This is a genomic window from Pseudolysinimonas sp., from assembly GCF_031389465.1.
In the GTDB taxonomy this organism is placed as follows: Bacteria; Actinomycetota; Actinomycetes; order Actinomycetales; family Microbacteriaceae; genus Pseudolysinimonas_A.
This window is the reverse complement of the sequence record NZ_JANMSQ010000026.1, coordinates 1-24,644: the sequence shown is the minus strand read 5'-3', so window position 1 is coordinate 24,644 and position 24,644 is coordinate 1. Positions and strand designations below refer to the sequence as shown.

Sequence of the window (24,644 nt, the reverse complement as noted above, 5' to 3'; positions counted from 1 at the left end):
CCGGTAGGCTCACCGGGGGCGCGGAGCCGGTGCGCCCGGAAGGAACTGCCGCGTGCCCAAGCCGATCGTTCTCATCGCCGAAGAACTCTCCCCTGCCACGGTGGATGCCCTCGGAACCGACTTCGACATCCGCAGCGTCGACGGAACCGATCGGCTCGCCCTGCTCACTGCGCTTGCCACGGCCCACGCGGTGCTGATCCGCTCGGCCACCCAGATCGACGCCGAGGCGATCGCCGCGGCACCCGCGCTGAAGGTTGTCGCCCGCGCCGGGGTGGGTCTCGACAACGTCGACATCGCCGCCGCCACGACGGCGGGTGTCATGGTCGTCAACGCCCCGACGTCGAACATCATCAGCGCCGCGGAGCTCACGATCGGCCACATCCTCTCGCTCGCGCGCCACATCCCTGCCGCGCACGCAAGCCTCGCGGCCGGCGAGTGGAAGCGCTCGAAGTACACCGGCGTCGAGCTGTACGAGAAGCGGGTCGGAATCATCGGCCTCGGCCGCATTGGCGCGCTCATCGCCGCTCGGCTGCAAGCGTTCGGAGTCGACATCGTCGCCTACGACCCCTACATCACCGAGGCCCGAGCGCTGCAGCTAGGGGCGACCCTCCTCCCGCTCGACGAACTGCTCGCGACGAGCGACTTCGTGACGATCCACATGCCGAAGACGCCCGAGACGACCGGCATGATCGGCGCGGCGCAGCTGAAGAGCATGAAGAAGACCGCCTTCGTGATCAATGTCGCGCGCGGTGGGCTCATCGACGAAGCGGCGCTGGCGAGGGCCCTCCGCGATGGCGAGATTGCCGGAGCCGGCATCGACGTCTTCACGTCGGAACCGCCGACCGACGACGTGCTGACCTCGGCGCCGAACATCGTGGTCACGCCGCACCTCGGCGCCTCGACCGACGAAGCGCAGGAGCGCGCGGGCGTTTCCGTCGCGAAGTCGGTGCGGCTCGCGCTCGACGGCGAACTGGTTCCGGATGCCGTCAACGTGGCGGGCAGCGTCATCGACCCGACGGTTCGTCCCGGCATCCCGCTCATGGAGCACCTCGGCCAGCTGTTCGCCGGCCTCGCCGACGCACCGCTGCAGTCGATCGACGTCGAGGTGCGCGGCGAGATCGCCGAACTCGAGGTCGGCGTGCTGCGCCTCGCCGCGCTCAAGGGCGTCTTCTCGCAGGCCGTCACCGAGACCGTCTCGTACGTCAACGCACCGCTTCTCGCCGAGCAGCGCGGCATCACCGTGCGGCTCACCACCGATCCCGTGGCCGAGGACTACCGCAACGTGCTCAGCATCCGCGGCACCGCGACCGACGGCACCCGCCTCTCGGTCTCGGGCACGCTCGCCGGCACCAAGCAGGCCGAGAAGATCACCGAAATCAACGGCTACGACCTCGAGGTGCCGATGGCCCGCCACCTCGTCGTCATGCAGTACACCGACCGCCCCGGTATCGTCGCGATTTACAGCAAGGCCCTCGGGGATGCCGCCATCAACATCGCGGGCATGCAGATGGCCCGGCGCGGCAAGGGCAGCGATCAGTTGAGCGTGCTGACCCTCGACTCGGCGGTACCCGAGGAGCTGCTCGCCGGCATCCAACGGGATGTCGACGCCTCGGTGCTGCGCCAGGTGGAGATCGTCGACCTGTAAGGGCCCGCCATACGACATCCTTGAGACGTGCGTCGATACGCGGAATGGTTGTTCGGCCTCGTCGCCGAGCAACCACGCGAGTACCGCCGCCTGCTCAAGATCCGACGCCGCATCTACCGCAAGGTCGCCCCGCTCCGGGCCGAGGTGGTGCGCAGCGCCGAGCCGATCGCGTTCGACGACATCCCGCACGCCGCGTTCCGCCCGATCCTGCCGGGAGATACCTGGGGCGGCGTGTTCGACTGCGCGTGGCTGCACCTCACCGGAGAGGTGCCGAGCGGAATCTCGAACCCGATCGTCATGCTCGGCATCCGCGGGGAGGGGCTCGTGTTCTCTCCCGGCGGCGAAATTCTGGATGCGGTCACCACGGTGTTCCAGCAGGGTGACCTCCCGCACAGCGGCGGCAAGTTCCGCCCGGTGCGACGCGTCGACCTGAGCAATGAGCGCGTCGACCTGTACGCGGACGTCACCCACAACGGCTTCGTCATCTACCCCGTCGGTCGCGGGCGGTTTCACGGAGCACACCTGGCGACCCGCGACGACGAGGCGTTCGGTCTCTACTACGACTACCTGACCCTCACCGTGCTCGCCCACGCCACCGACGACGCGGCCCTCGCGCGCGGGTTGCGGCGGAACCTCGACGCCGCCTGGTCGGACTTCGAGGCCGGCGACATCTCTCGCGCCCGAGCCGTGCTCGCAGCGCCTCTCGCTCGCCCGTCGACCGACGACTTTCTGTACAGCGCCGTCGGGCACGGGCACCTCGACATGGCGTGGCTCTGGCCGGTGCGCGAAACGAAACGCAAGGCGGCCCGCACCTACAGTCGAGCGCTCGCCAGCATCGAGGATCGGCCGGGTTACGTCTTCGGCACGTCCCAACCGCAGCAGATGCAGTGGATGAAGGACGCCCACCCCGACCTCTTCGCGCGCATGAAGCACGCCGTCGCGCTCGGCCGGCTCGAACTTCAGGGTTCGTTCTGGGTTGAGACCGACACCAACCTGCCCGGTGGCGAGTCGCTCGTGCGGCAGGCGGTGATCGGCCGACGTTTCCTGCAGCAGGAGTTCGGGCTCACCGACGATGACCTCAGGCTGTGTTGGCTGCCCGACACCTTCGGCTACACCGGGGCGCTGCCGCAGATCCTCAAGAAGAGCGGCATGGACTGGTTCCAGACCATCAAGCTCGCGTGGAACAAGCTCAACGTGCACCCGTACCGCACCTTCCATTGGGCGGGCATCGACGGCTCGACGGTACTCGTGCACATGCCCCCCGAGGGCGACTACAACTCGCGCGGAGCCGCCGACGGCCTGCTCAAGGGGCTCAAGCAGTACCCCGAGAAGGACCTCGGCGCGGCACTCCTCGTCTTCGGCTCAGGAGACGGCGGCGGCGGGCCGGGCGAGATCCACCTCGAGGTGACCGCGCGCGAGACCGACCTGCGGGGCCTGCCCAAGGTCGAGTACTCGCGGGCCGGCGACTTCTTCCGCAAGCTCGAGACCCTCGAGGTGACTCACCGGTTCGACGGGGAGCTGTATCTCGAAGCCCACCAGGGCACGTACACGACGAACGCCGCGCTCAAGAAACACAACCGCATCGCCGAGAGGAAGCTGCACGACGCCGAGGTGCTCGCCGCGATGACCGGTCGACCGGCACGCGACGAGCTCGAACAGTACTGGCGCGACGTGCTGCTTCAGCACTTCCACGACATCCTGCCCGGCTCGTCGATCGCGCGGGTGAGCCAGGAGTCGGTCGAGGAGCTGCGGCGGGTCGCCGACGAGCTGGATGTCTACTCCGACGCCCGCCTCGCTGAACTGCCGACGAGTGGCGATGAGCCGTCGGCACTCAACCTCAGCGGCGTGCCGCGCGACGAGCACGTGCGGGTCGGCGACTCCTGGTTCCGAGCTCGGGTCGAACCGTATGCTGCGGCGCCGCTTGAGCCCGCCGAACCGCACCCGAAGCTGCGGGCGACTGACGACGTCCTGAGCAACGGCATCCTGACCTTGCGCTTCGGCCGCACCGGGGAGATCGTGTCGTGCCTCGACCCGGCCGGAACCGAGCATGCCCGCGACGGACTCAACCGGCTTGTGCTGCACCGCGACCGGTACCAGGTGCCCTGGGACGCCTGGGACATCGGACGAGGCTACCTCGATCGCTCGCCGCGCGTGCTGCGGCCTTCTTCCGTGTCCACCGAGATCGACGGCCCGACAGCCGTGCGCACCCAGGTCTACCGCTTCGGTCGCTCGCGCATCGAGCAGCGCGTGATCCTCGAAGCCGGGTCGCCACTCGTGCGGTTCGAGACCCGCGTCGGCTGGCACGAGACCCACCGGATGCTGCGCGCCGACTTTCGGCCCACCCACTACGGCGACGCCGCGAAGAGCGAGATCCAGTTCGGACACATCGAGCGACCGACCACCGAGAACGGGCCCATCGAGACGGCGCAGTTCGAGATTTGTGCGCACAAGTGGATCGCCACAGAAACCTCCGAGGGAGGTTTCGCGGTTCTCAACGACTCGAAGTACGGGCATCGGGCGAAAAGCGGGCTGTTGTCGCTCACCCTGCTTCGCTCGCCGACCTTTCCCGACCGAACCGCCGACCGCGGCACCCATGCCTTCACCTACGCGTTCCGACCGTTCGCCGCGGGCGACCTGACGGGCGTCATCCGCGATGGGTACCGGCTCAACAACCCGCTCCACATCCGACCAGGAGTGTCGCTTCCCTCCTTCGCCACGTCGAGCGATCCCGGTGTCATCATCGAGACGATCAAGCCCGCTGAGAGTGGCGACGGAGTGGTGGTGCGGATGTACGAGAGCCTCGGTCGCCCGGCGGTGACCGCACTGCGCACGAGTGCTGCCTACTCCCGAGCGACCGTAACCGACCTGCTCGAACGCCCCCAGCATCCCGCCGACCTCGAACGCCTCGAGCTCGGTCCCTTCGAGATCCTGACCATCCACCTGGAGAATCAATGAGCACTGTGACGACGACGTCCCGCGCCACCCGACCTGACCCGAGTCGCCGCGCGCAAAGCGTCGCGATCGTGACCGCCGCCTTCGGTCAGAACCTCGTCTACGCGACGGTCACCACCTTCCTGCTGCTCTACCTGGTGCAGTACGCGAAGATCAGCACCGAAGGCATCGCGATCGTCACCGTCACCCTCACCGCCGCACGCATCATCGACGCGATCGCTGACCCCGTGGTGGGCAGCCTCGTCGACAAGACCCGCACGCGGTGGGGCAAGATGCGGCCCTTCATCCTGTTCTCTGCGGCCCCGGTCGCGATCCTCTCGGCGCTGCTGTTCGCGGTACCCGATGCCGCCGAGCCCGTGCAGCTCTGGTACTTCGCGGTCTGCTACCTCATCTGGGGGCTCGTCTATGCGGCGTGTGACGTGCCGCTGTGGGGGCTCATCGGCTCGGCATTCCCCGAGAAGCCGTCGCGCGCTCGAGTGATCGGCAATGTACGGGCGTTCAGCGCGATCGCGCTCGGGCTCGCGACGCTCGGGATGCCGTACCTCGCCCATCTGTTGAGCTTCGGGCCCGAGACCACCGGCACCGGCTGGACGCTTGCGGTCACCGTGACCGTGGTGGTCGGGATGGGGGTCTACCTCCTCGCGTTCTTCGTACCACGCGAGAAGGTCATCACGACCGACCCGCTCTCGTTCCGGCAACTCTTCGCGGCGCTGTTCGCCAACAAGCCGCTGCTGTCGGTGCTCGCCGGCTCGGTGCTCGGCGCGGGCCGATACGTCGTGCAGGCCGGCGGTGCCGTGTTCGTCGTCATCGCCTACAACGACGAGACGGTGTTCACGATCGTTGGCGCGGGAATCATCGGCGGCATGGTGATCGCGTCGTTCACCACCCCGCTGCTGATGCGGCGCATCCCCGGGCGCACCCTCATCCTCTTAACGTGCTTCGCCGGCGCGGCTGTCTACGTCGCCATGTACTTCGTGGGGTTCGAGAACATCGTCGTGCTGACGTCGTTCATCTTCCTCACCGGGCTGCTGCTCGGCATCTTCCTGGTCTCCCAGACGACGATGATCGCGGATGCCGTCGACCGCGCCGAAGAGACCACCGGCGTGCGCAACGACGGCATCTCGTTCGCGACGCTGACCTTCGTGACGAAGGTGATGAGTGCGTTCTCGGTGCTGCTCTTCGGCATCTTCGTCGTGCTCGCCGGCTACGAGGAGGGCGTCGTCGTGACCCCGGCGATGCAGAACACGGTGTGGCTCGCGATCACCTTGGTGCCCGCCGTGTCGTGCCTGCTCTCCGCGATCCCGTTCTGGCGTTATCGGCTGGATGCTGCTCCGAGACGGGCAAGCTAGCCTCGAACGATGAGTACTCACGAGAAGGCCCTGGCACTAAAGGCGTTGCACGAAGCCCCCGAGATCCTGCGCGTCGTCAACGTCTGGGATGCGATCAGCGCGAAAATCATCGCCGACCTCCCCGGCACGACGGCGCTGGCGACCGCCGGGCACTCGATCGCCGCGAGCCGTGGGTACGCCGACGGGCAGATGCCGCTCGACATCGCGCTCGACGGAGCGCGCATCATCGCCGAGGCGGTCGACCTGCCGGTGTCGGCCGACCTCGACGACGGGTACGACGACCCGGCCGAGACGATCCGTCGGGCGATCGGCTTCGGCATCATCGGGGCGAACGTCGAAGACCGGATGCGACCGTTCGACGAAGCGGTGGCCCGCGTCGCGGCGATCACCGCCGCCGCCGAGAAGGAGGGTGTCGCCTTCCAGCTCAACGCCCGCACGGATGCCCTGACGCCACGCAGCGGCGAGATCCCGCTCGAGCAGAAGATCGCCGAAGCCATCGCGCGCGGTACGGCGTTCCTCGACAACGGTGCGGCTCTGGTGTTCGTGCCCGGCGGGCACCCGCGCGAGGTCGTCGAGCAGCTCGTCGCCGGCATCGGTCGCGGCAAGGTCTCGGTGATCGGGGTTCCCGGCGCGCTGCCCGCCGCGGAATACGAGGCTCTCGGGGTCGCGCGCATCTCGTACGGCCCGTTCACGCAGCGGGTGGCGTTGCGCGCCCTCCGCGATCTCGGAACCGACCTTTACGGTGACGGCGTCATTCCGGAAGACACCCCGCCGCTCAACTGAGCCCAGACTCAACTGAGCTCGCGGAGCGCGTCCGCCAGCCAACGAGCGTGCGTGTGCCACGGGTCGATGCCGGCCTCGAGCGCATCGATGTGCGCGGCGAGCCTCGGCGTCAACGCGAACCACTCCGACGTTCCGAGCCGGTCATCGGCGAACTCCACATGTCGCCGCTGCTCGAGGGTGCGGTCGCCGCGCTCGAATGCCAGCACCTCTTCGTGCAGCAAGGCCGCGAACCGCTGCCGAGGGTTGAACGTCGTGCCGATCTTCACCCGTTCGCCGAGGCGCACGTAGTAGACGACGTTGATGCGGGGCAGCGGCAAGCCGGGATCGATGTACTCGCCGACTCGCCACCCGCACACCGCGCAGACCCACCCCGTCGGGGTACGGATACCGGAGCGCGACCAGCAGACCCGACACGGCGACTCGAGCTCATTCACCGCTCCATCGTCGCCCCGGCCGCCGACGAAGCAAACCCCGCGACATCCGTCAAGGCCCTCGGCGCGTGCGTGCCCGCCGCGTAACGTCGACCACCTACCTCAGGAGGATCCTCACCATGTACGGAAAACTGCTCTTCGCCGCCGGCCTTGGCGCCGGCTACCTGTTCGGCACCAGTCGCGGACGCAAGGACTACGAGAAGCTCAAGCTGCGTGCCAGTGAACTGTGGCTCGACCCGCGCGTGCAGAAGGTCGCGAAGCAGGCGTCGGGGGCCGTCGAGAAGGCCGTCCCGTTGGGGGAGAAGGTCACAGAAGCCGTCGATGCCGCGACGAAGTCCGCTCGGGCGACCGTCGGCACGACAATAGCCCCCACAGCGTCCTGATCACGACGGGGCCTCGTCGCGATAGCTCGAGGTGACGACGATCGGCAGGTGATCCGACCCGCCGCGCGGGAGGGTCTCGATGCCGTGGATCGTCATCCCGGCCGAGGTGGCGAAGTCGAAGTGCCCGCGCACGACCTTGTAACGGGTGTAGGTCCGCGCGTCGCTGAGGGTGAGGTCGTAGCCGCCTTTGAGCATCCGCGTGCCGAGCCGCGCCTTGCCGAGCGGGTAGTTGTAGTCGCCGACCATGAGCGTCGGCAGCCCCGGTCCGAGGTCGCGCAACCGGTCGTGAGCCGACGCGATCTGGTGGCGACGCAGCGAGTTGAGCGCCGTGAGCGGAGAGGCATGGAACGACGCGACGAGCAGCTCGCGCTCTAGCTCGACATCCCGAAGCCGTGCAACGAGCAGTCGCTCATGCGCGGGTGACGCAATGCGGTCGTGCAGCCCCTTCTTGAGCGCGAACGCCTTCGTCTCCAGCGACTCGAAGCGGTCGCGGCGGTGGTAGATCGCCAGCCCCAGCCGATTGCGATGCGTCGAATCGGCGAGGTGCAGCGGGCCGAGTTCGGCGGGCAGCGCGGTGGTCAGTGCCTCCTGCAGGCAGAGGATGTCGAGGTCGTGCCGTTCGGTAAGGGCAACCAGCTCTCCCGCGGCCTTGTGCTTTTCGAGGTTGTAGCTGAGCGTGCGCACTTCTCAACGCTAAGTCAGTCGGCGTTGGTGCGGCGAACGAGCTCGTCGACGACCCCCGCCGGGATGCGATCGCCCGCCATCGCGATGACCCGCTCCAGCGAGAAGAACCCGACCGGCGCGAGCACCTTCTCGTCGACACCCGCCTCGGCGAGGGCATCCCGAATGAGCGGGCCACCGACCGGGTGCTTCAACCAGGTGCGCACCGAATCCCGCACCGTGAGTTCGCTCATCACAGCGACACCGCCGGAAGATCGAACCAGCGCAGCCGCTCGAGGTCGTCTCCGAGGTCGGCATCCGTCGCCTGCGGAATGGTGTCAGCATCCGGGAGCGACGCTAACAGCGCCCGCGCCTCCTCGAGGTACCCCGCCAACACCGACTCCGGTGCGGTGTCCTCGTGTCGCGGAAACGTCATCCGACCGTCGGCGTCGTAGCCCACGTCGGTGAGCCGCAGCGGCGGCTCGACCGGACCGTTCTCGTGACGCCACAGTCCGGTCTCGAGTGAGAACCGGTACTGCGGCACGAGCTTCCACCCCAAGTCGGCGACCAACTCGACCGCCTGCACGATGTAACGAAACACGGTGTCGCTGATGAAGTAATTGAAATTGACCCGCACCCAGCCGGGCTTGATGCCTTCGCAGCCACGGGCGATCTCGCGCTCGAACTCGTGCGAAGTCTCGATGTCGATGCCGAGCAGCCGGTGTCCGTAGGGGCCGGCGCAGGAGCATCCACCCCTCGATTGGATGCCGAACAGGTCGTTGAGGATGGCGACGACCGCGTTGTGGTGCAAGTACTTGCCGCCGTGGCGTTTCACGACGAACGAGATGATCGACAGCCGCTCGGCGTCGGAGTTGCCGAGCACCTGGATGTTGGGGTGCTGCTTCCACGACTCCATCGCGCGGCTCAGGAACGCGTCTTCGACCGCGCGGATCGTGTCGACGCCAACGGCATCCTTAAGCCCGAACACCAGGCCGGCGCGGATCGACTCGATGATCGCCGGCGTTCCGCCCTCCTCCCGGTGGGCGGGGTCAGCGAGGTAGCGGTGCTCGAGCTGGTTCACGTAGGCGACGGTGCCGCCACCCACGACGTCGGGAACCGAGTTGGTGAGAATGCGCCGATGCGCGATCAGCACCCCCGGGGTGCCCGGCCCGCCGATGAACTTGTGCGGCGACAGGAACACAGCGTCGAAGTCACCCGCAGTGACGTCGATGTCGACGTAGGGGGCGGCTGCTGCGAAATCCCAGAATGCGAGGGCGCTGTGCTCGTGCAGGGTGCGGGTGACGAGGGTCGTGTCGGTGATGATGCCGGTCACGTTGCTCGCCGCGCTGAACGACCCGATCTTGAGCGGGCGTTCTTTGTATGCCTCGAGTGCTTCTTCAAGCGCCAGGATGTCGACGTGCCCGTCGGCATCCTCAGGGATCGTCACGACGTCGGCGATGCTCTCCCGCCAGGGAAGCTCGTTGCTGTGGTGCTCGAACGGTCCGATGAAGACGACCGGACGCTCCTCCTTCGGGATGGTCGCGCTGAGCCGGTATGTGCGGTCGAGGTCGGCCGGGATGCGCAGCCCCAGGATGCCGACCAGCTTGTCGATGGCGGCCGTTGATCCGCTGCCGGTGAAGATCACCACGGTGTCGGCGGTGCCGTGAACGGACGCGCGGATGGCGGCGCGAGCATCCTCCCGCAGTCGGGTCGTCTGCAGCCCGGTGCCGGAGGATTCGGTGTGGGTGTTCGCGTAGCGCGGCAGCACTTCGTCGCGGATGAAGTCCTCGATGAACGTCAGTGACCGGCCGCTTGCCGTGTAGTCCGCGTACGTCACGCGGCGGGGACCGAACGGGCCGGGCATCACCTGGTCGTCGCCGATCACCGACTCCCGGATGCGGTCGAGCAGGGTCATGCCCCATTATCGCGCCGGAGGTGGGGGCTCAGACCGAAACCCGGCGACCTGTCTCGTGCGAGGTGATCGCGGCGTGCGCGAGTTCGAGCGCGCGGCGCCCGGCGGAGGCATGCACCGGGGGCTGCTCCCCCGCGCGCAGGGCTGAAAGAACCGCATCTACGTGTCGGTCGAATGTGCCGTGAAAGTCGCGGGCCTCGTCGTTGAAATACCCGGCACGCCACACCTGGGCGGTTTCGTCGCCCGCGCGCTGGATGCTCAGCTCCCGCACGGTGTCGTGAATCATCAGACGACCTTCCGTGCCGTTGATCTCGACGAGCTGGGAGTCGAGATACGCGTAGGACGAGTCGTAGCTGCCGAGCATCGTGCCGACAGCCCGATTCTGAAACTCGAGCGCGAGAGCGACGGTGCTCCAGTCGCCGTAGGTCGCATCCGTCATCTGCGCCGCGACCGACGAGATCGGGCCGACCAGATACTCGAGCAGGTCGAACCCGTGACACTGGGTCTCGATCAGGTTCGCGTGCCGCGAGGTGCCGTGATTCGCTTCGCCGCCGAACCGCCAGGTGGCGAACACCGGCGTGCCGATGACGCCGTCCGCGATCGCGGCGTGGGCGCGCGCCACCGGCTCGGCGTAGCGATGGTTGAAGTTGATCGCGAAGAACAGGCCCCGCTTCGCGGCTTCGACGAGCAGCGTGTCGGCCTCCTGGAGGTCGAAGACCAGCGGCTTCTCGACGAGCAGCGGCACTCCGGCTTTCACGAGTCGCAGCGTCACCTCGAAGTGCTGCTCGTTGGGCAGGCAGACGGTGACGAGATCGGGCCGGGCCTGCTCGAGCATGACGTCGAGATCGGTGAAGCCTTGAGTGCCGTAGGCGGCCGCACGTGTCGCGGTGCGCTCGGGGTCGCGTCCGAGTACACCGACCAACTCGGTGTCGGGGCGGCGGGAGAAGATCCGCGCGTGCTGTTCGCCCCATCCCCCGGCTCCGACGACAGCGACGCGCATGACGCCGATCCTAAGCGGCGAGGTGGAACGTGTTCGCAAATTTCGCGCTCGGGTCGAGTTCGCCGGAGATGAAGTCGTCGCCGATCACCAACTCGCGGATGCGGTCGAGGAGGGTCATGCCTCACTATCCCGATCTCGCACGCTGTACCCCAGTATCAACGAGTTCGAGCAGCCGAGATCCGGGCAGATAGGTGAGCCACGGTGTCTTGCGCAGCAGGCCCTGTGCACACAGGTTTCCCACCAGGCGGTGGGTCGTGCTCAAGGGCAGATCGGCCCGTTCGGCGAGGTCAGACAGGGAAGGCTGATCGCCTTCGAGCGTCGCCTGCATGATCGCCACCTGGCGACCGATCACTGATCCGCGGGCCACGCTGGGCTCCTCACCTCCTGGAGCGAATCCGGTGGCGGAGGGTCCTCCGCCACCGGATCGCGTCAGTCGTTCTTGCGGTACTCGTTGCGTGCGTTCCCGTCGATCGGCGCCGGGTTGACCGTGGCGCGAATCGTGACGGGAACGTGGTCCTCGACCTGAACCTTCGAGGAGGGGGTCGGTTCGCCCCAGGTCACCACGACCTCGGTGCCGGGCTCGGCGACCGACGCATCGACGGTCGCGATCGAGAGCATCGAGCGGAAGTTCGCCGAGTAGCCCGTGTGGAGCGACAGCCCCGCGAACTCACCCGCCGTCGACTCGACCTTGTCGTAGTGATAGGTCGCGTAGTGGGCGATCGGCAGGTTGATGAACTTCGCGCCGACCCCCGGGTGGAACATCGAGCCGAACGCCTTCTCGGTGTCGTCGCCGTTCCAGACGAGCGTCACCTTGCGGCGCTGAGTCGCGCGCCCGTCGGTCACCTGCTTCGCGAGCGCGTCGCGACCGATGAAGTCGTGGTCGAACTTCGTGATGCGGCCGTAGCCGGCGTCGAAGGGCGAGAGAAAGTAGTCCTCGATGTTCGGGGAGTAGAAGCTGCCGCCGAGCGAGACGCGGGCATCCACGTCGCCTGCCGCCAGCCACTTGCGGAAGCCCGCGGTGCTCTCCCCCGCGTAGAAGGCGGGAAGAGGCCGCGGCATCCAGCCGGACTCGAGCGAGTTGGTCAGGTAGGCCCGACCGCCCACTTCGACGAGTCCGTGCTTCTTGCCCGCTTCGAGCAATGCGCCATAGACCGCCTCGCGATCCGCCCAGGGTCCGACGAACTCGAAGCCCGGTTCGCCCGCCATGCCGTGCCGCAGAGCGCGCACCATCTTGCCGGCGATCGTGAAGCGCTCACCGTGGAAGAACTTCACAGTCGGCGGCTCTTCGCCGAGCGCGTCGCGGATGACATCCATCGCGCCGGGGCCCTGCACCTCATAGCGGTACGAGACCGGGTCGCCCCCACCGACGCGCGCGTAGGACGGGTTGTCGCGCGAGATCTCGACGTCGTAGCCGCCGGTCTCGGCGTGGAACTGCAGCCAACTGATGGTCGGGGGGATCCCGACGGCCTGGAACTCGTCCTCTTCGTAGCGGAAGAGGATGTTGTCGCCGATGAGCTGTCCCTCGGCATTCGCCGCGACGTACTGCTTGGCACTGTTGACGGGGAAGTATTCGACGCTGTTGACGGCGGTGTCGCGGATCAGCTTGAGCGCGTCCGGGCCCTTGATGTTGAGGTCGGCCATGTGGTGCGACTGATCGAACAACACCGCACCACGACGCCACGCGAGTTGCTCGTCGCGCCAGTTGCTGAACTCCGGCGTGACCGGGGTGCTGACGATGGGCGGGCTCTGCGACTCCCACAACAACGTGTGCGGGCTGCCGGCCTCGGCAATCGCCTCTTCGAGATTGTTGGCCATGTTCTCTCCTTTGTGAATGGCGGGCAGCGGTGGCCCGTCATCAGTCTCGACATCACGTGCTCCCATGTAAAACGTGTTTAGATAGGCTCACACCACAAAGGAACTTGAATGACATCGGTCCCGTTCACGCTTCGGCAACTCGAATACTTCGACGCCGTCGCGAGCGAGGGCTCGCTCACCGCGGCGGCCGAGCGGTGCCACGTGAGCGCGGCCGCACTCGCGCTCGCCCTCACCGAACTGGAACGCCACCTCTCGCTGCAGCTGTTCGTGCGACGGAAGGGAAAGGGCATGACCCTCGCCCCCGCCGGGGCTCGGCTTCTGACGCACGCACGGCAGCTGCTCGCGAGTGCCGAGACCCTCGCCGACGAGGCGTCGGAGAACGCGACGGCCCTCACCGGCCGATTCGCGATCGGGTGCTTCTCGACGCTCGCGCCGTTCTTCCTTCCCGGCGTGATGGACGGATTCCGCCGCGATCATCCCGATCTCGAGCTCGAGTTCATCGCCGAGGCGACGGCGCCCGAACTGCACGAATTGCTGCTGCAGGGCCGCATCGACGCGGCCCTGATGTACGGCGTCGACGTCTAGATCGGCTCTCGTTCGACCCCCTCCACGAGTACCGGCCGTATGTGATCGTCGCGGACGCACACCCGCTCGCCGGGCGCGGCACCGTGAAGCTGCGAGACCTCGTCGGTGAGCCGCTCATCCAGCTCGACCTGCAGCCCAGCCGCGAGAACACCGAGTACCTCTTCGCATCGCTCGGACTCGAGCCCGACATCCGGCACACGACTACCAACTACGAGCTCGCCCGCTGCCTGGTCGGCCGTGGGCTCGGCTACTCGGTGCTCATCCAGCGTCCGGCGTCACACCTGACCTATGACGGGCATTCGGTCGCCGTGCTCGAGCTCTCCGACGACCTGCCCACCGCCACCGTCGGGTTGGCTCGCCCGCAGGGCTCACCGCGCACCGCCAAGTACTCGACGCTGCACGCCTTCCTCGTCGCCCATGAGGCGCCCGAGGCTTCCGCCTCGATCAGAAGATGATCGTGTGGTTCCCGTGCCGGATCACCCGGTCCTGCGCGTGCCACAGAACGGCGCGGCTCAGTACCGCGCGCTCCACGTCGGCGCCGCGGCGCTGCAGATCGGCAGCGCTATCGGCGTGCGTGACCCGAACCACGTCCTGCTCGATGATCGGGCCTTCGTCGAGGTCTTCCGTGACGTAGTGGCTCGTCGCGCCGATCAGCTTCACGCCGCGCTCCTTCGCCTTGCGATACGGCGCCGCGCCGATGAATGCGGGCAGGAAGGAGTGATGGATGTTGATGACCGGCACCCCGACCCCGCTCAGGAAGTCGCTCGACAGGATCTGCATGTACCGCGCCAGCACCACGAAGTCGGCGTTGCCGGCGAGAGCCTCGACGATCCTGGCTTCGGCCTCCGACTTGTCGGGCCCTTGCGACGGGATGTGGAGGAAGGGCACGCCGAACGACCGGACGTCTTCCGCCAGATTGGTGTGGTTGCTGATGACCATCGGGATGCTGACGGGCAGTTCGCCGCGACGGTGACGCCACAGCAGATCGAGCAGGCAGTGGTCGCTCTGCGACGCGAGAATCGCCATCCGCTTCGGCGTGCTCTGGTCGGTCAGCCGCCACTCCTGGTTCAACGGACCGAGGGTCTCGGCGAGGTCGGCCTCGATCGCCGGAACCGCCACGCGCAAGTCGTGCCGGTGAAACACCACGCGCTGGAAGAATTCGCCGCCTTCCGGATCGTCAGAGTACTGGTCGAGGGTGACGATGTTGCCCCCGTGGCGGGCGATGAGAGCGGAAACGGCCGCGACGATCCCCGGCCGGTCGGGGCCGTGGATGACGAGACACGCTTGGTCGGCGCCTCCCGCCGGTCCCGTCGTCACGGGCGGGGCGGGGGCGGTCAGCGCTGTCACGACCGCGCCGCCACGTAGCCGCGCGCCCACTCCGCCGTCGCCAGGAGCCCGCCGAAGGTGTAGAAGTGCAGTCCGACGGCGCCGGCCGACGCATCCTGCTCCAGGCGAGAGGCGAGGTCGGTCACGAAGCGATCGGGGCCAGCCGTACCCATCAGGTTGGTGAGCGAGAAGCCGTACTTCTTGACGATCATCGCGTTAGCACCGACACCGAACCGGCTCGCGAACGCGAGCAGTCGCTTGATCCCGGCCGGACCGGGAGTTCCGACGCGAATCTCGGTGTCGATGCCGCGGGCACGCACCCCCGAGATCCACGCGGTGACCGGGTCGGTGTCGAAGGCGAACTGGGTGAGGATGACGGCATCCAGACCTTGCTCTGTGAGCGACGTCGACTTGTGCTCGAGGTGACGCCAGAGCACGTCACGTGCGATGTCGGGGTGGCCCTCCGGGTACCCGGCTATCGACACCTCCCGAACACCGAACTTCTGCAACAGGCCCGTCTGAATCACCGACAGGGAGTCCGGGTAGGGGCCGAGCGGTTCGGCAGGGTCGCCTCCGACGGCGAAGATGTGCTCCACCGCGTCGATCTCCTGAAGCTGCGCGAGGAACTCCTCGAGCTGACCCTGCGACTCCAGCCGTCGAGCCGAGATGTGCGGCACAGGAACGAATCCCATGTCTTTCACCGCTTTCGCCGCGGCGACCCGCATCCCGAGGTCTTCGTTCCCGAGGAAGGTGACGTTGATCTTGGTGCCGGCCGGAATGACCTCTCGTGCAGCTTCCAGCCCCAGGATGTCCTTCCCCGTCATCTCGAGCGAGAAGCCGTCGATCAGGCGGAGCGACGCCGGGTCATTCGCCACGAGGTTCCTCTGTGCCATGTCGCTGCTCCTCAGATTTCCACGAGGTAGCTGGTGAAGCCGCCCTCGCCGCTGGTCACGCCGTTGATGGCTTCGTTGATCTGCTCGAACGGCCACGCCTTCGGCTGGAGCACCGACATGTCGATCACGCCGTAGCGGATCATGTCGACGAGCTCCATGCTCTCGGCAGTCGTGAACCAGGCCGAACCGATCAGCTCGCGCGCCTCATCCATCAGCCATTTGACGTCGACCCCGAGTTCACCGGCGGTGCCGCCGATGTCGACGATTCGCCCGCCACGGGCGACCCCCAGCATCGCGTCCTTGAAGTCATCGAGCGAGGCGACCGCTCCGAGCGCGTCGATCATGAGGTCGGCCCCGAGCCCGCCGGTGCGCGAACGCACCCACTCCGCGGTGCTGCCCTCGACGTTGGAGAAGATCTCGATCCGAGCCGGCGCGATCGCACGCAGTCGCTCGAGCAGCGGAATCCCGCGGGCCACCGCGAAGATGCGCGAGACCCCGAGAGCCAGGGCTACCAGGGTGACCCCGACGCCCAGTGTTCCGGACGCGCCATTCACGATCAGCGTCTTGCCGGCGAGCGGTCCGCATTTCTTGACCGCCGAGAACGCCGTACCGAGGTAGCCCAAGCGGGTTGCCTGGCGAAAGTCGAGGTTGTCCGAGAGCTTCACGATGGCGCTCTGCGGAGCCTTCATGTACTCGCAGAATCCGCCGTACGGGTACTTGTCGTACATCTCGAGGCTGTTCTGGTTGAAGCCGAAATAGCCGGCGAAGGTCCAGTAGTCGCAGGTCTGCGGTCGGCCCGATGCGCAGGGGTGGCAAGCGCCACACGATCGTGAGGGGTTGACGTACACCCGATCGCCCGGCGCGAGGTTGATGACCTGCTCCCCGACCTCGTGCACGATCCCGACGGGGTCGAGCCCGAAGATCGCCGGCCGTGGCGGCAGCGGCTCGTGGGGGTACCAGGTCTCCCAGTTCGCCAGCACATTGCCGAGGTTGGGCACCATGCCGCACGCCTTGACTTCGACGATCACGTCGGTGCCCGTGGCGCGTGGTCGGTCGACCTCTTCGATGACCATCGGTTCGCCGACGCGATGCAGCCGAGCCGCCCGCATCGACAGGCGCTCCGGCCCCCCGGTCTCGTGGATTCCCTCCGCGGGAAGTGTCGTGGTCACTTTCGGTCCTCCTTTGTGGGGTGATCTGTTGCCGGTGCGGAGCGCGGGGCGACCCCGACAAGCACGAAACACATGGTCGCCGGGCGGTCGCCGGGGTTGCGCCACGCGTGCCGGGTGCCGCATTGCACGACGACGTCGCCCGCCCGCAGGTGCTTGGTCTCTTCGTCGAGCTCAAGCCAAATCTCGCCGTCGAGCACAATGTCGTAGTCGATGCTGTCGGTCTGATGCTTGCCGGGGTTGTCGAGCTCGAACCGCTCGGCGAAGTCGGGAGCGAAGTCGTATTGCTCGAGGCCGGCTTCTTCCGGGTCGAAGTCTGGGGAGCCGAAGACACTGTCCGGCGGGAAGGTGACGATCAGAAGGGTCGTCTCACCCGGCGCGGGAACCAGCCGTCCATAGCGCGGGGCCGTCTCCTCGTCGTGGGCGGGATACGTCGCCGAGGCCGCGGTGGCGTAGAGGACCGAGGTCATCATGCCCGGGATCGAGTCGTAGACATGGGCATTGGGCGTCGGTCCGTCGCTCACGAAAACCGATCTGCCATCGCGCACGCCCGTGACGACGCGGCGGGGTACGCGGGGCCGTTCACTGCTGCTCATAGCTCAGTCCCTTCCGTTCGAGCCCGCTTCGAAGTGCGGGAGTGATATCAAGGCTCAGCTGCCCCGACGCATAGAGGGAGCGCTTCTGCGCCTCATCGGCGACCCGCGCCCGGGCAGCCGCGAGGACCACCTCGGCGTCGGCTCGCGGCACAACGCACACTCCGTCGTCGTCCGCGATGAGCACGTCACCCGGAGAGATCCACCGGTCACCGCAGACGATCGGCACCTGCACGTCGGCGAGGGTTTCCTTCACGGTGCCTTGCGCGCTGACGGTCTTGCTCCAGACGGGAAAGCCCAGCTCGCGAAGGTCCTTGGTGTCGCGAACGCCCGCGTCGATCACCAGCCCGCGGATGCCGAGGGCGAGTGCCGACGTCGCGAGGAGGTCACCGAAGTAGCCGTCGTCGCAGGGCGAGGTCGGCGACACGATGAGGATGTCCCCCGGTCGGGCCTGTTCGAGTGCGACGTGAATCATCCAGTTGTCACCGGGAGGCACCTCGCAGGTGAGTGCCGTGCCCGAGATCGCCACGCCCGTCTGGCGCGGCTGGAGTCGGGGACTGAGCAGCCCGGTGCGCCCTTGGGCTTCGTGGACCGTCGCAACGCCGAGCTCGGCAAAGGCTGCCGCCAGAGCGTCACCGGTGCGCTCGATTCCGGTCACCACGCGCGCCATCTGTCTCACGCCCCCTCGAGGAACGAGGCATCGACGACGCCGGCCGCCGCGGCTCGCTGTCGATCGGGCATCAGCCCGGTCTGCACCATGACATCGGCGGTGGCTGCAAGGGCCGCAACCGATACCCGCGCACCGACGGGCCACATGCCGAGGTCGCGGGTGTACGCCAGGCCACGTGCGGCGAGGTCGGGTGCCTCGGGCGTCGTGATCCGCTCGTAAACGGGCAGGGTGACGGCGTCGTTGGCCGGGTCGTTGACGAAGGCATGTGCGCGCGCGATGACGGCGAGAAGCCGTCGAACGACATCGCGATTCTCGACCAACCACGGGGCGCTTCCGACGATCGCCGCGAAGATGATCTCGGGAATGGCATCAGCGACCTCGCCGATCAGGCCGTACCCCTCTCGCTCCGCGAGGAAGCTCCACGGCGCGGGTTGTGGAGCGGCGTCGACCTCGTCGTTCTGCAGTGCCGCCCAGCGTGCGGTGTGAACGCCGGCGAGCACGAAGCCGAAGTCCCCCGGATAGTGCAGGCCGGCCTGCGCGAGCATGATCTTGATGTAGATCGCGGTTCCCTCGGTGAGCGACGAGGTGCCGATGCGCTTGCCGCGTAGGGCGCCGAGATCCGGGATGCCCGGGCGTGCCACGACCGACATCGGAAGACGTTCGGAGTTCGAGGCGATGATGCGCAGCGGGCCGCCGGCGATGTAGTTCGCGACGGCACCTTCCGGCGGGGTGATGGCGAGATCGACGGAGCCATCGAGAACCGCAGCCGTGGTCTTGTCGACCGATCCGAGGCGGATGTACTCGATCTTCAGCCCGACCTCGGCGAAGAATCCCTGCTCGTCGGCGACGTAGACCGGCAGCCAGTTGAAGCCCTGGGCGGCGCCAGCGAGGCGCAGCGTTGTTAGTTCGGCATTCATCGTGGGTTCCTTCGGGATATCGAGGGACGGGTGGGAGGGCATCAGCGGCCCTGACGGGTGAGCAGGGCGTCGAGACGCGGGTACACTCGGCGGGCATTGCCCCCCAGCACGGCGGCGCGCGACGCGGGATCCAGCTCGAGTGCATCGATGTAGCGCAGGGTGTCGTCGAAGGCGTGGCCGGTCTGTGGATCGTCGACTTTCACCGCGCCGAGGAGTTCGGATCCGAAGAGGATATTCTCGGTGCCGATGACCTCAACGAGCAGCTCGATGCCGGCCTGGTGGTAAACGCAGGTGTCGAAGAACACGTTCCGTAGGAGGTCTTCGAGGCGCCGCTCTCGGACGATCGCGAGGCCGCGGAATCTGCCCCAGTGATAGGGCACTGCGCCGCCGCCGTGCGGGATGATCACGCGCACACCGGGATGCCGCTCGAAGACGTCGCCCTCGAGCAGTTGCATGAAGGCGATGGTGTCGGCCGCGAGGTAGTGGGCTCCCGTCGTGTGCACGGAGGGGGCGCAGGACGCGGAGGCGTGGATCATCACCGGCACGTCGAGCCGCTCGAGTGCTGCCCACAGCGGGTCCCACCAGGGGTCGGCTAGCGACGGGGAAGTCCAGCGTCCGCCGGAGGGGTCGGGATTGAGGTTGCAGCCGACGAAGCCCGCCTCCACGCACCGCTCAAGCTCATCGAGTACCGGGCCGAGGTCGCCGTCCACGGTCTGGGGCAACTGGCACACCGGTGCGAAGTTCTCGGGGTACATTTCGCAGATCCGCAGGATCGTGTCGTTCGAGAGGTGCGCCCACTCGGAGGCGGTCTGTTGTCCGGGTACGTGGTGGCCCATTCCTGAAGCCCGCGGCGACAGGATCGTCAGATCGGTGCCCCGTTCCTGCTGCAACCGCAGCTGGTTAATGCCGACGATTTCGACTAGCTCGTCGTCAGAGATGCCTGGATAGGCGCCGGGGGAGGTCCCCCGTCCTTCGGCGTACGCCACCTGGGCGCGTCGGAACTCGTGGAACGCGGCAGGTTCGGCCGTGAAGTGCCCGTGGCAATCGATCACCAAGTCGGTTCGCGTGTTTTCCACCTCCGACACATCTCCTCCGTTGCAGACATATCCGGCTGCCCGCACCGACAGCCATGAGCTTCATCGCCCCGGGCGGCGACCGAGTGAGACGGTCGGCATCCCGATTGGTTTTTAGATACTCAACAGTATCTCTAAATGGCAAGCGTCGTCAACTCGCCTTCACGAGCCGCGTCGGGGCTCGGCGAAACGGAGGGCTCGACTAGGCGGAGGGTTGGCGGTCGTGCGCCGCGACGATCACGGTGAGGATCTGCCGCACCATCTGACCCGAGCTGTTCGCCTCGAGGAAAACGGATATGCCGCCGTAGGTCAGGTCGAGAATCATGCCACCGAGATCGACCGGGTCGATCGGACGTGAGCCGTCAGGGAAGAGGCGACTCATCAGCAGGTTCCCGACGTCGCGCCATTGATCGATGAAGGGCTGCCGCTGTCGATCGGAAAGCGACCCGTCCCGCCGCGCCCTACGCAGGAACTCGATCGCGATGATCCCCCACTTGAGTTCGGCGGCCCGTCCATCGCTCCACCGCGCCACGGCATCGATGATTTCGTCGGTTTTCTCGAGACCTTCGAGCGCCGCGGTGAGGTCGATGACATCCCGACCCGCGTGACTCTCCAGAAGGCGATTGAGCACGTCCTCTTTCGAGGAGAAGTTCGAGTAGAACGCTCCCTTGGAGTACCCCGCCGCGTCGGCGATCCTGTCGACTGACGCGCCGTCGTAGCCATCCCGGGCCACAACGTCGCCGGCGGCTTGAAGGATGCGTTCACGGGTAATCGCCTGGCTCTCGTCTCGTGTCAGCCGCGCCATCTTTGTTCTCCTCGTTTCCCCCTCGAGCGGTTCGCCACTCGGGTCGGGTCATCTCAACGACGCCCTGTGTTGGTCTTTGGTCAGATTATTCCGTCGCTCGGCGTTTCGGCATCGGGTGCCCCTCGGTACGCGGACGGCCAGATGCCGTGCCGCCCCGGAGAGAGCACGCCGTTCGGATCGATCGCGTCTTTGATCCGTTCGACGAAGCGGCGGTAGGCATGGTCGTTGAACGAGTGCTGCTCAGCCGCGAGATCCATGAATTCCAGATGGGGGCGTCCGTCGCCGTACCCGAGGCGACCCAGCGCAAGGACAATGCGCCTCCCCAGCTCGAATGCCGCGCGCGCCACCGCCTCATCCGTCTTGTCGTATCGAATGCCTGCGATGACGACCGCTGAACGCTCGCCGGTCACCATGATCCCCGTCCCGAAGTTCATGCGCGCCGCAGCGAACTGTCGGCGCAGCTCCTCAACGACGATCCGCACCTCCGAGCCGCGGAGCGGAACGACCGGTGACACGTCGACGTGCGCGATGTTGGGGGGTGTGCTCTCGAGGGCTTTCAGCGTCGGGATGCCAATGCCGATCTGCGCCGCGGAGCCGGTGAGGCCGTCGTACTCGGACGCCTCGTATACGCGCGGTACTTCGAAGCGACCGCTGGGAATGGCGAGCCAGGCGGCCTCGATCTGCCGCAGCTTGTAGGCCACCAGCTCCGTGTCGCCCCATGCCGCCGTGCGAACCGCCCACGCGCCCATGCCGGTCTCGGCACCGATCCGTTTCAGCTCGTCAGGTGTGAACGGGGCGGGACCGGGGGGAACGGGATTGTCGCGGATCATGTGGGCGGCTCGCAACGTCGAGTACACCGCCGGCACGCCTTCGAGGTGCCCGGCGAGTCGTAGCTCCCTGATCGTGTCGATCGCGGCCTCGAGGTCGCCGTCGTCGTCGACGACCAGGGTCACCGGGGCGTACGCCGGCGGCCGCCGTTTGAGCCAAACCCCCATGCGGGTGACGATTCCGAGATTCGACTGCACGAAGAGCGGGTCGAGCGACGGCCCGAGGCTGCGCTTGTAGGTGTGCCATGAGGTGCTCCCCGGAATCGCGCCCTGCCCGGTTCGCAGCAGCTCGCCGTCGGGAAGTACGACTTCGAACCCGGTCGGCATCATGTAGTCCGCGCCGTAGTGCTGGTACGTGTGGCCGTTGTCCATCGAGTTGCCGATGATGGAGCCCCACCCGAGGTCGGGGCACGGCGTCAGCAGGTCGAGGCCCCGGGCCGCCACTTCGTCGTGCAGGTCCTGCCAGGTGACGCCCGGCTCGACGACCGCGTAGGCGAGCTCTTCGTCGATCTCGAGCACCCTGTTCATTCGCTGGAACCCGAGCTGAATCGAGCCGCGGACTCGCGGCGAGGGTCCACCGTGACCAAGGTTGCGGCCCTGGCTGTGTGGCCAGAGGGGCACGCCGTGGAGGTTGACGATCCGGACGATCGCCTGCACCTCTTCGGTGGTGGCGGGCTGAACGACTGCTGAGGCTGCGTAGGTCTCGTCGCCGGGGATCCAGTAGGCGTCCTTGAACTCGTCGACTTTCACGCGTTCGACGTACACCGCGTGGGCGCCGACGGCATCCCGTAGCTCGCTCACCAACTCGGCCGAGATCGTGGGCACCAGTCGCCCCACGTCGTCTACGCTGACCGACATTTCTCCTCCTTTGCAGTCACATCTTGAAGCCGGTGCAGGAAGCAAAGCTTGACCTCGACTCCCCCGTCGGCAGTAAGTGACATACCACTCAGTATTTCGATATTAGGGCGTGTGCCACCCCGCCTCCATCGATGGGAGTGGGGAACCACCGACGCATTACACACGATCACGGAGGCGCGACTCGCGACCGTAGAGTCCGACGGCGGCGAAGATGACGACACCGGTGAGGATCTGCTGAACGGAGAGGGGCAGCCCAAAGCTGATCAGCAGAGTGCTCAGGAGGGTGATGATGAGAGCCCCGATGACCGTCCGCGTATAGCTGCCCTGTCCGCCGATGAGCGACGTACCTCCGACGAGGACGGCGGCGAGGCTGGTGAAGAGGTAAGGGTCTCCAAGTCCTGGCTGACCGCTGCCCCCAAACCCGAGCAGGATGACGCCCAGGACAGCTGACGAGATCGCGCTCACCATGAAGGTGAGTACCCAGATGCGCCTCACCCGCACGAGACCGAGTCGCGCAGCCACCGGGCTGGAGCCTGCGGCGCGCAGCCGTGCGCCAGCTGCGGTGAACTGGAGGAAGTACCCCATCGACAGGGCGAGCACGGCCCAGAGGACGATGACCGGTGGCACAGGGATCGGCCCGACGGTGCCGATCGGTGAGGCGAACTGCGACAGCCAGTCCGGAACGCCGCCGTTCACGTTTCCACCTCCCGTGGCCACCAGCGAGAAGCCCAGAAGGATGGCGCCGGTGGCGAGAGTGACGATCAGCGGCGGAAGCGTGAATCGTTGCGAGAGATATCCGTTGAGCGCCCCGAGCAGGCCGGAAACGGCGACGATCGCCGCGAACGCGAGCCATATCGGCCAGCCCTCGCCCGACCACAGCGCTACGAACAAGTTCGCCGCCCCGATCACCGACGGAACGGAGAGGTCGATCCCGCCGATCATGATCACGAGGGTCTGGCCCGCGGCCGCGATGCCGAGGAAGGATGCGAGGATCAGGATCGAGTAGATGCTCGACCTCGAACTCAGTCCATCGATCACCGAAACGGCTATCACCCACGCAGCCACGAGGACGACGAGCTGCAGGTAGGGCCCGCCGCGGAGCCGTCGGCTCGCTCGGGTGACGAGGGTCTCTTGAGGGGGGGAAGCCGATTCAGACACGAGTCGCGCCCTTCTTCGTCGTAGACGAACCGATCGAGTTGACCAGAAGCGCGACCAGAAGCGCTGAGCCATACGCGACGTTGATCCAGGTTGAGGGGACGAGGAGAGTGGTCAGGAGCACCGACAGAAAGTAGATCGCTGCGGCCCCGAATAAAGGACCCAGGATGCCGCCGGAACCACCCGTCAGCTTGACTCCGCCAATCGCGACGGCGGCAAGTGCGACCAAAATGTAGGTCTGGCTGATGTTCGCGTCCGCCGTCCGCACGAGCCCGGTGAGGGCGATCCCGGCACACGCGGCGAGCAGGCCCCCGAGCGCGTAGGCCAACACTCGGGTCAAGCCCACACGTACACCGCTTGTGAACGCGGCGACCTCGTTGTCGCCGACCGACAAGAGGTTTCTGATGTACGTCGTGCGCCGCAGCACGAGCCAGAACAAGATCGGGACGGCCAGGGAGAACAAGGCCCCCGGCACTCCCCAGATCGTTCCGGCTAGCGCCTCGGACCAGTTACCAGCCGGCGCCGTGACCGGCGTGGGCACAATGAGCAGAGTCGCCCCGCTCAACACGAAATAGCTGCACAGCGTGGCGATCACCGCCGGGAACCGCAGGACGGTGACCGCAACACCGTTCAAGGCGCCCACGAGGAGCCCGATCGTCAGCAGGATCGGTATCGCGAACCAGGGGTCGCCAAGCGGACCCCCGAGCAGCCGGGTGACCATCACGGCGTTGACGAACCCCATGAGCGGGGCCACCGACAGATCGATCCCGCTGTTGCCGCTCAGAATCGACGGCATGCTCGCCAATCCGAGCAGGGCGAACGGGGCGAATGCTGCGAGAGTCGACG

General features: G+C 67.0%; 25 protein-coding genes. 7 read left to right on the top strand and 18 right to left on the bottom strand.

All coding sequences use genetic code 11. The features are described from left to right. Positions 1-52: 52 nt before the first annotated feature. From serA to RMO30_RS00995, 4 genes are read left to right on the top strand one after another with little or no spacing between them, the layout of a single operon-like run. Positions 53-1,645 (top strand): phosphoglycerate dehydrogenase, encoded by a 1,593-nt coding sequence (gene serA, locus RMO30_RS01010; RefSeq protein ID WP_309708320.1) that lies wholly within the window; start codon positions 53-55, stop codon positions 1,643-1,645. Positions 1,646-1,672: 27 nt separating this feature from the next. Further along, entirely contained in the window at positions 1,673-4,600 is a 2,928-nt protein-coding gene (locus RMO30_RS01005) for a glycoside hydrolase family 38 C-terminal domain-containing protein (protein ID WP_309708318.1), read from the top strand. Beyond that, complete coding sequence (locus RMO30_RS01000) at positions 4,597-5,946, top strand: MFS transporter (RefSeq protein WP_309708315.1); 1,350 nt, start codon at positions 4,597-4,599, stop codon at positions 5,944-5,946. Before RMO30_RS01005 ends, RMO30_RS01000 begins: the two co-directional genes overlap by 4 nt. Before the next feature lie 9 nt (positions 5,947-5,955). Then, positions 5,956-6,729 carry an isocitrate lyase/phosphoenolpyruvate mutase family protein gene (locus RMO30_RS00995; RefSeq protein ID WP_309708311.1) on the top strand — a complete coding sequence of 258 codons (774 nt, stop codon included), beginning with the start codon at positions 5,956-5,958 and terminating at the stop codon, positions 6,727-6,729. An 8-nt stretch (positions 6,730-6,737) separates the two neighbouring features. On the opposite strand, the gene RMO30_RS00990 is transcribed toward RMO30_RS00995, so the two are convergent. Further along, positions 6,738-7,163 carry a GIY-YIG nuclease family protein gene (locus RMO30_RS00990; protein WP_309708309.1) on the bottom strand — a complete coding sequence of 142 codons (426 nt, stop codon included), beginning with the start codon at positions 7,161-7,163 and terminating at the stop codon, positions 6,738-6,740. Between the two features lie 65 nt (positions 7,164-7,228). On the opposite strand from RMO30_RS00990, the gene RMO30_RS00985 reads away from it, so the two are divergent. Then, on the top strand, positions 7,229-7,543 hold the full coding sequence (locus tag RMO30_RS00985) for a YtxH domain-containing protein (RefSeq protein ID WP_309708307.1): 315 nt from the start codon (positions 7,229-7,231) through the stop codon (positions 7,541-7,543). Here RMO30_RS00985 and RMO30_RS00980 read toward each other — a convergent pair whose 3' ends face one another. The 6 genes from RMO30_RS00980 to RMO30_RS00955 all read right to left on the bottom strand — a co-directional run bounded on the left by RMO30_RS00980 (position 7,544) and on the right by RMO30_RS00955 (position 12,930). Then, positions 7,544-8,227 (bottom strand): endonuclease/exonuclease/phosphatase family protein, encoded by a 684-nt coding sequence (locus RMO30_RS00980; protein ID WP_309708304.1) that lies wholly within the window; start codon positions 8,225-8,227, stop codon positions 7,544-7,546. 14 nt (positions 8,228-8,241) lie between these two features. Continuing rightward, entirely contained in the window at positions 8,242-8,460 is a 219-nt protein-coding gene (locus tag RMO30_RS00975; protein ID WP_309708301.1) for a hypothetical protein, read from the bottom strand. Next, on the bottom strand, positions 8,457-10,118 hold the full coding sequence (locus RMO30_RS00970; protein WP_309708298.1) for an aminotransferase class V-fold PLP-dependent enzyme: 1,662 nt from the start codon (positions 10,116-10,118) through the stop codon (positions 8,457-8,459). The genes RMO30_RS00975 and RMO30_RS00970 overlap by 4 nt, the downstream gene beginning before the upstream one ends. Before the next feature lie 28 nt (positions 10,119-10,146). Continuing rightward, complete coding sequence (locus RMO30_RS00965) at positions 10,147-11,115, bottom strand: Gfo/Idh/MocA family oxidoreductase (protein ID WP_309708295.1); 969 nt, start codon at positions 11,113-11,115, stop codon at positions 10,147-10,149. A 124-nt stretch (positions 11,116-11,239) separates the two neighbouring features. Then, on the bottom strand, positions 11,240-11,482 hold the full coding sequence (locus RMO30_RS00960) for a helix-turn-helix domain-containing protein (protein ID WP_309708294.1): 243 nt from the start codon (positions 11,480-11,482) through the stop codon (positions 11,240-11,242). 62 nt (positions 11,483-11,544) lie between these two features. Beyond that, on the bottom strand, positions 11,545-12,930 hold the full coding sequence (locus RMO30_RS00955) for an aminomethyl transferase family protein (RefSeq protein WP_309708291.1): 1,386 nt from the start codon (positions 12,928-12,930) through the stop codon (positions 11,545-11,547). A 108-nt stretch (positions 12,931-13,038) separates the two neighbouring features. On the opposite strand from RMO30_RS00955, the gene RMO30_RS00950 reads away from it, so the two are divergent. Together RMO30_RS00950 and RMO30_RS00945 are read left to right on the top strand one after the other, a co-directional pair. Further along, positions 13,039-13,515: a LysR family transcriptional regulator gene (locus tag RMO30_RS00950; RefSeq protein WP_309708289.1), complete on the top strand. Its 477-nt coding sequence runs from the start codon at positions 13,039-13,041 to the stop codon at positions 13,513-13,515. A gap of 41 nt (positions 13,516-13,556) precedes the next feature. Beyond that, entirely contained in the window at positions 13,557-13,970 is a 414-nt protein-coding gene (locus tag RMO30_RS00945) for a LysR substrate-binding domain-containing protein (protein WP_309708285.1), read from the top strand. On the opposite strand, the gene purU is transcribed toward RMO30_RS00945, so the two are convergent. From purU to RMO30_RS00890, 11 genes are all read right to left on the bottom strand, one after another. Continuing rightward, positions 13,960-14,853 carry a formyltetrahydrofolate deformylase gene (gene purU / locus RMO30_RS00940; RefSeq protein ID WP_309708359.1) on the bottom strand — a complete coding sequence of 298 codons (894 nt, stop codon included), beginning with the start codon at positions 14,851-14,853 and terminating at the stop codon, positions 13,960-13,962. The genes RMO30_RS00945 and purU overlap by 11 nt on opposite strands. Positions 14,854-14,858: 5 nt before the next feature. Continuing rightward, a complete protein-coding gene (locus RMO30_RS00935; protein ID WP_309708283.1) occupies positions 14,859-15,734 on the bottom strand; it encodes a methylenetetrahydrofolate reductase in 876 nt (291 codons plus the stop codon). A gap of 11 nt (positions 15,735-15,745) precedes the next feature. Then, on the bottom strand, positions 15,746-16,903 hold the full coding sequence (locus RMO30_RS00930) for an alcohol dehydrogenase catalytic domain-containing protein (protein WP_309708281.1): 1,158 nt from the start codon (positions 16,901-16,903) through the stop codon (positions 15,746-15,748). Beyond that, complete coding sequence (locus tag RMO30_RS00925; RefSeq protein WP_309708279.1) at positions 16,900-17,496, bottom strand: cupin domain-containing protein; 597 nt, start codon at positions 17,494-17,496, stop codon at positions 16,900-16,902. Before RMO30_RS00925 ends, RMO30_RS00930 begins: the two co-directional genes overlap by 4 nt. Then, positions 17,483-18,163, bottom strand: coding sequence for a 4-carboxy-4-hydroxy-2-oxoadipate aldolase/oxaloacetate decarboxylase (locus tag RMO30_RS00920; RefSeq protein ID WP_309708276.1), 681 nt, complete (start codon positions 18,161-18,163; stop codon positions 17,483-17,485). The genes RMO30_RS00925 and RMO30_RS00920 overlap by 14 nt, the downstream gene beginning before the upstream one ends. Positions 18,164-18,168: 5 nt before the next feature. Next, positions 18,169-19,122 carry an ABC transporter substrate-binding protein gene (locus tag RMO30_RS00915; protein WP_309708274.1) on the bottom strand — a complete coding sequence of 318 codons (954 nt, stop codon included), beginning with the start codon at positions 19,120-19,122 and terminating at the stop codon, positions 18,169-18,171. Next, positions 19,122-20,156, bottom strand: a complete 1,035-nt coding sequence (locus tag RMO30_RS00910; RefSeq protein ID WP_309708271.1) for an amidohydrolase family protein — start codon at positions 20,154-20,156, stop codon at positions 19,122-19,124. Before RMO30_RS00910 ends, RMO30_RS00915 begins: the two co-directional genes overlap by 1 nt. 199 nt (positions 20,157-20,355) lie before the next feature. Further along, on the bottom strand, positions 20,356-20,958 hold the full coding sequence (locus RMO30_RS00905) for a TetR/AcrR family transcriptional regulator (RefSeq protein WP_309708268.1): 603 nt from the start codon (positions 20,956-20,958) through the stop codon (positions 20,356-20,358). Between the two features lie 80 nt (positions 20,959-21,038). After that, positions 21,039-22,643: an FAD-binding oxidoreductase gene (locus tag RMO30_RS00900; RefSeq protein WP_309708266.1), complete on the bottom strand. Its 1,605-nt coding sequence runs from the start codon at positions 22,641-22,643 to the stop codon at positions 21,039-21,041. 156 nt (positions 22,644-22,799) lie between these two features. Then, entirely contained in the window at positions 22,800-23,801 is a 1,002-nt protein-coding gene (locus RMO30_RS00895; RefSeq protein WP_309708262.1) for an ABC transporter permease, read from the bottom strand. Further along, positions 23,794-24,644: ABC transporter permease (locus tag RMO30_RS00890; protein ID WP_309708259.1), on the bottom strand; the 851-nt coding region annotated here is incomplete at its 5' end. The genes RMO30_RS00895 and RMO30_RS00890, both read right to left, overlap by 8 nt.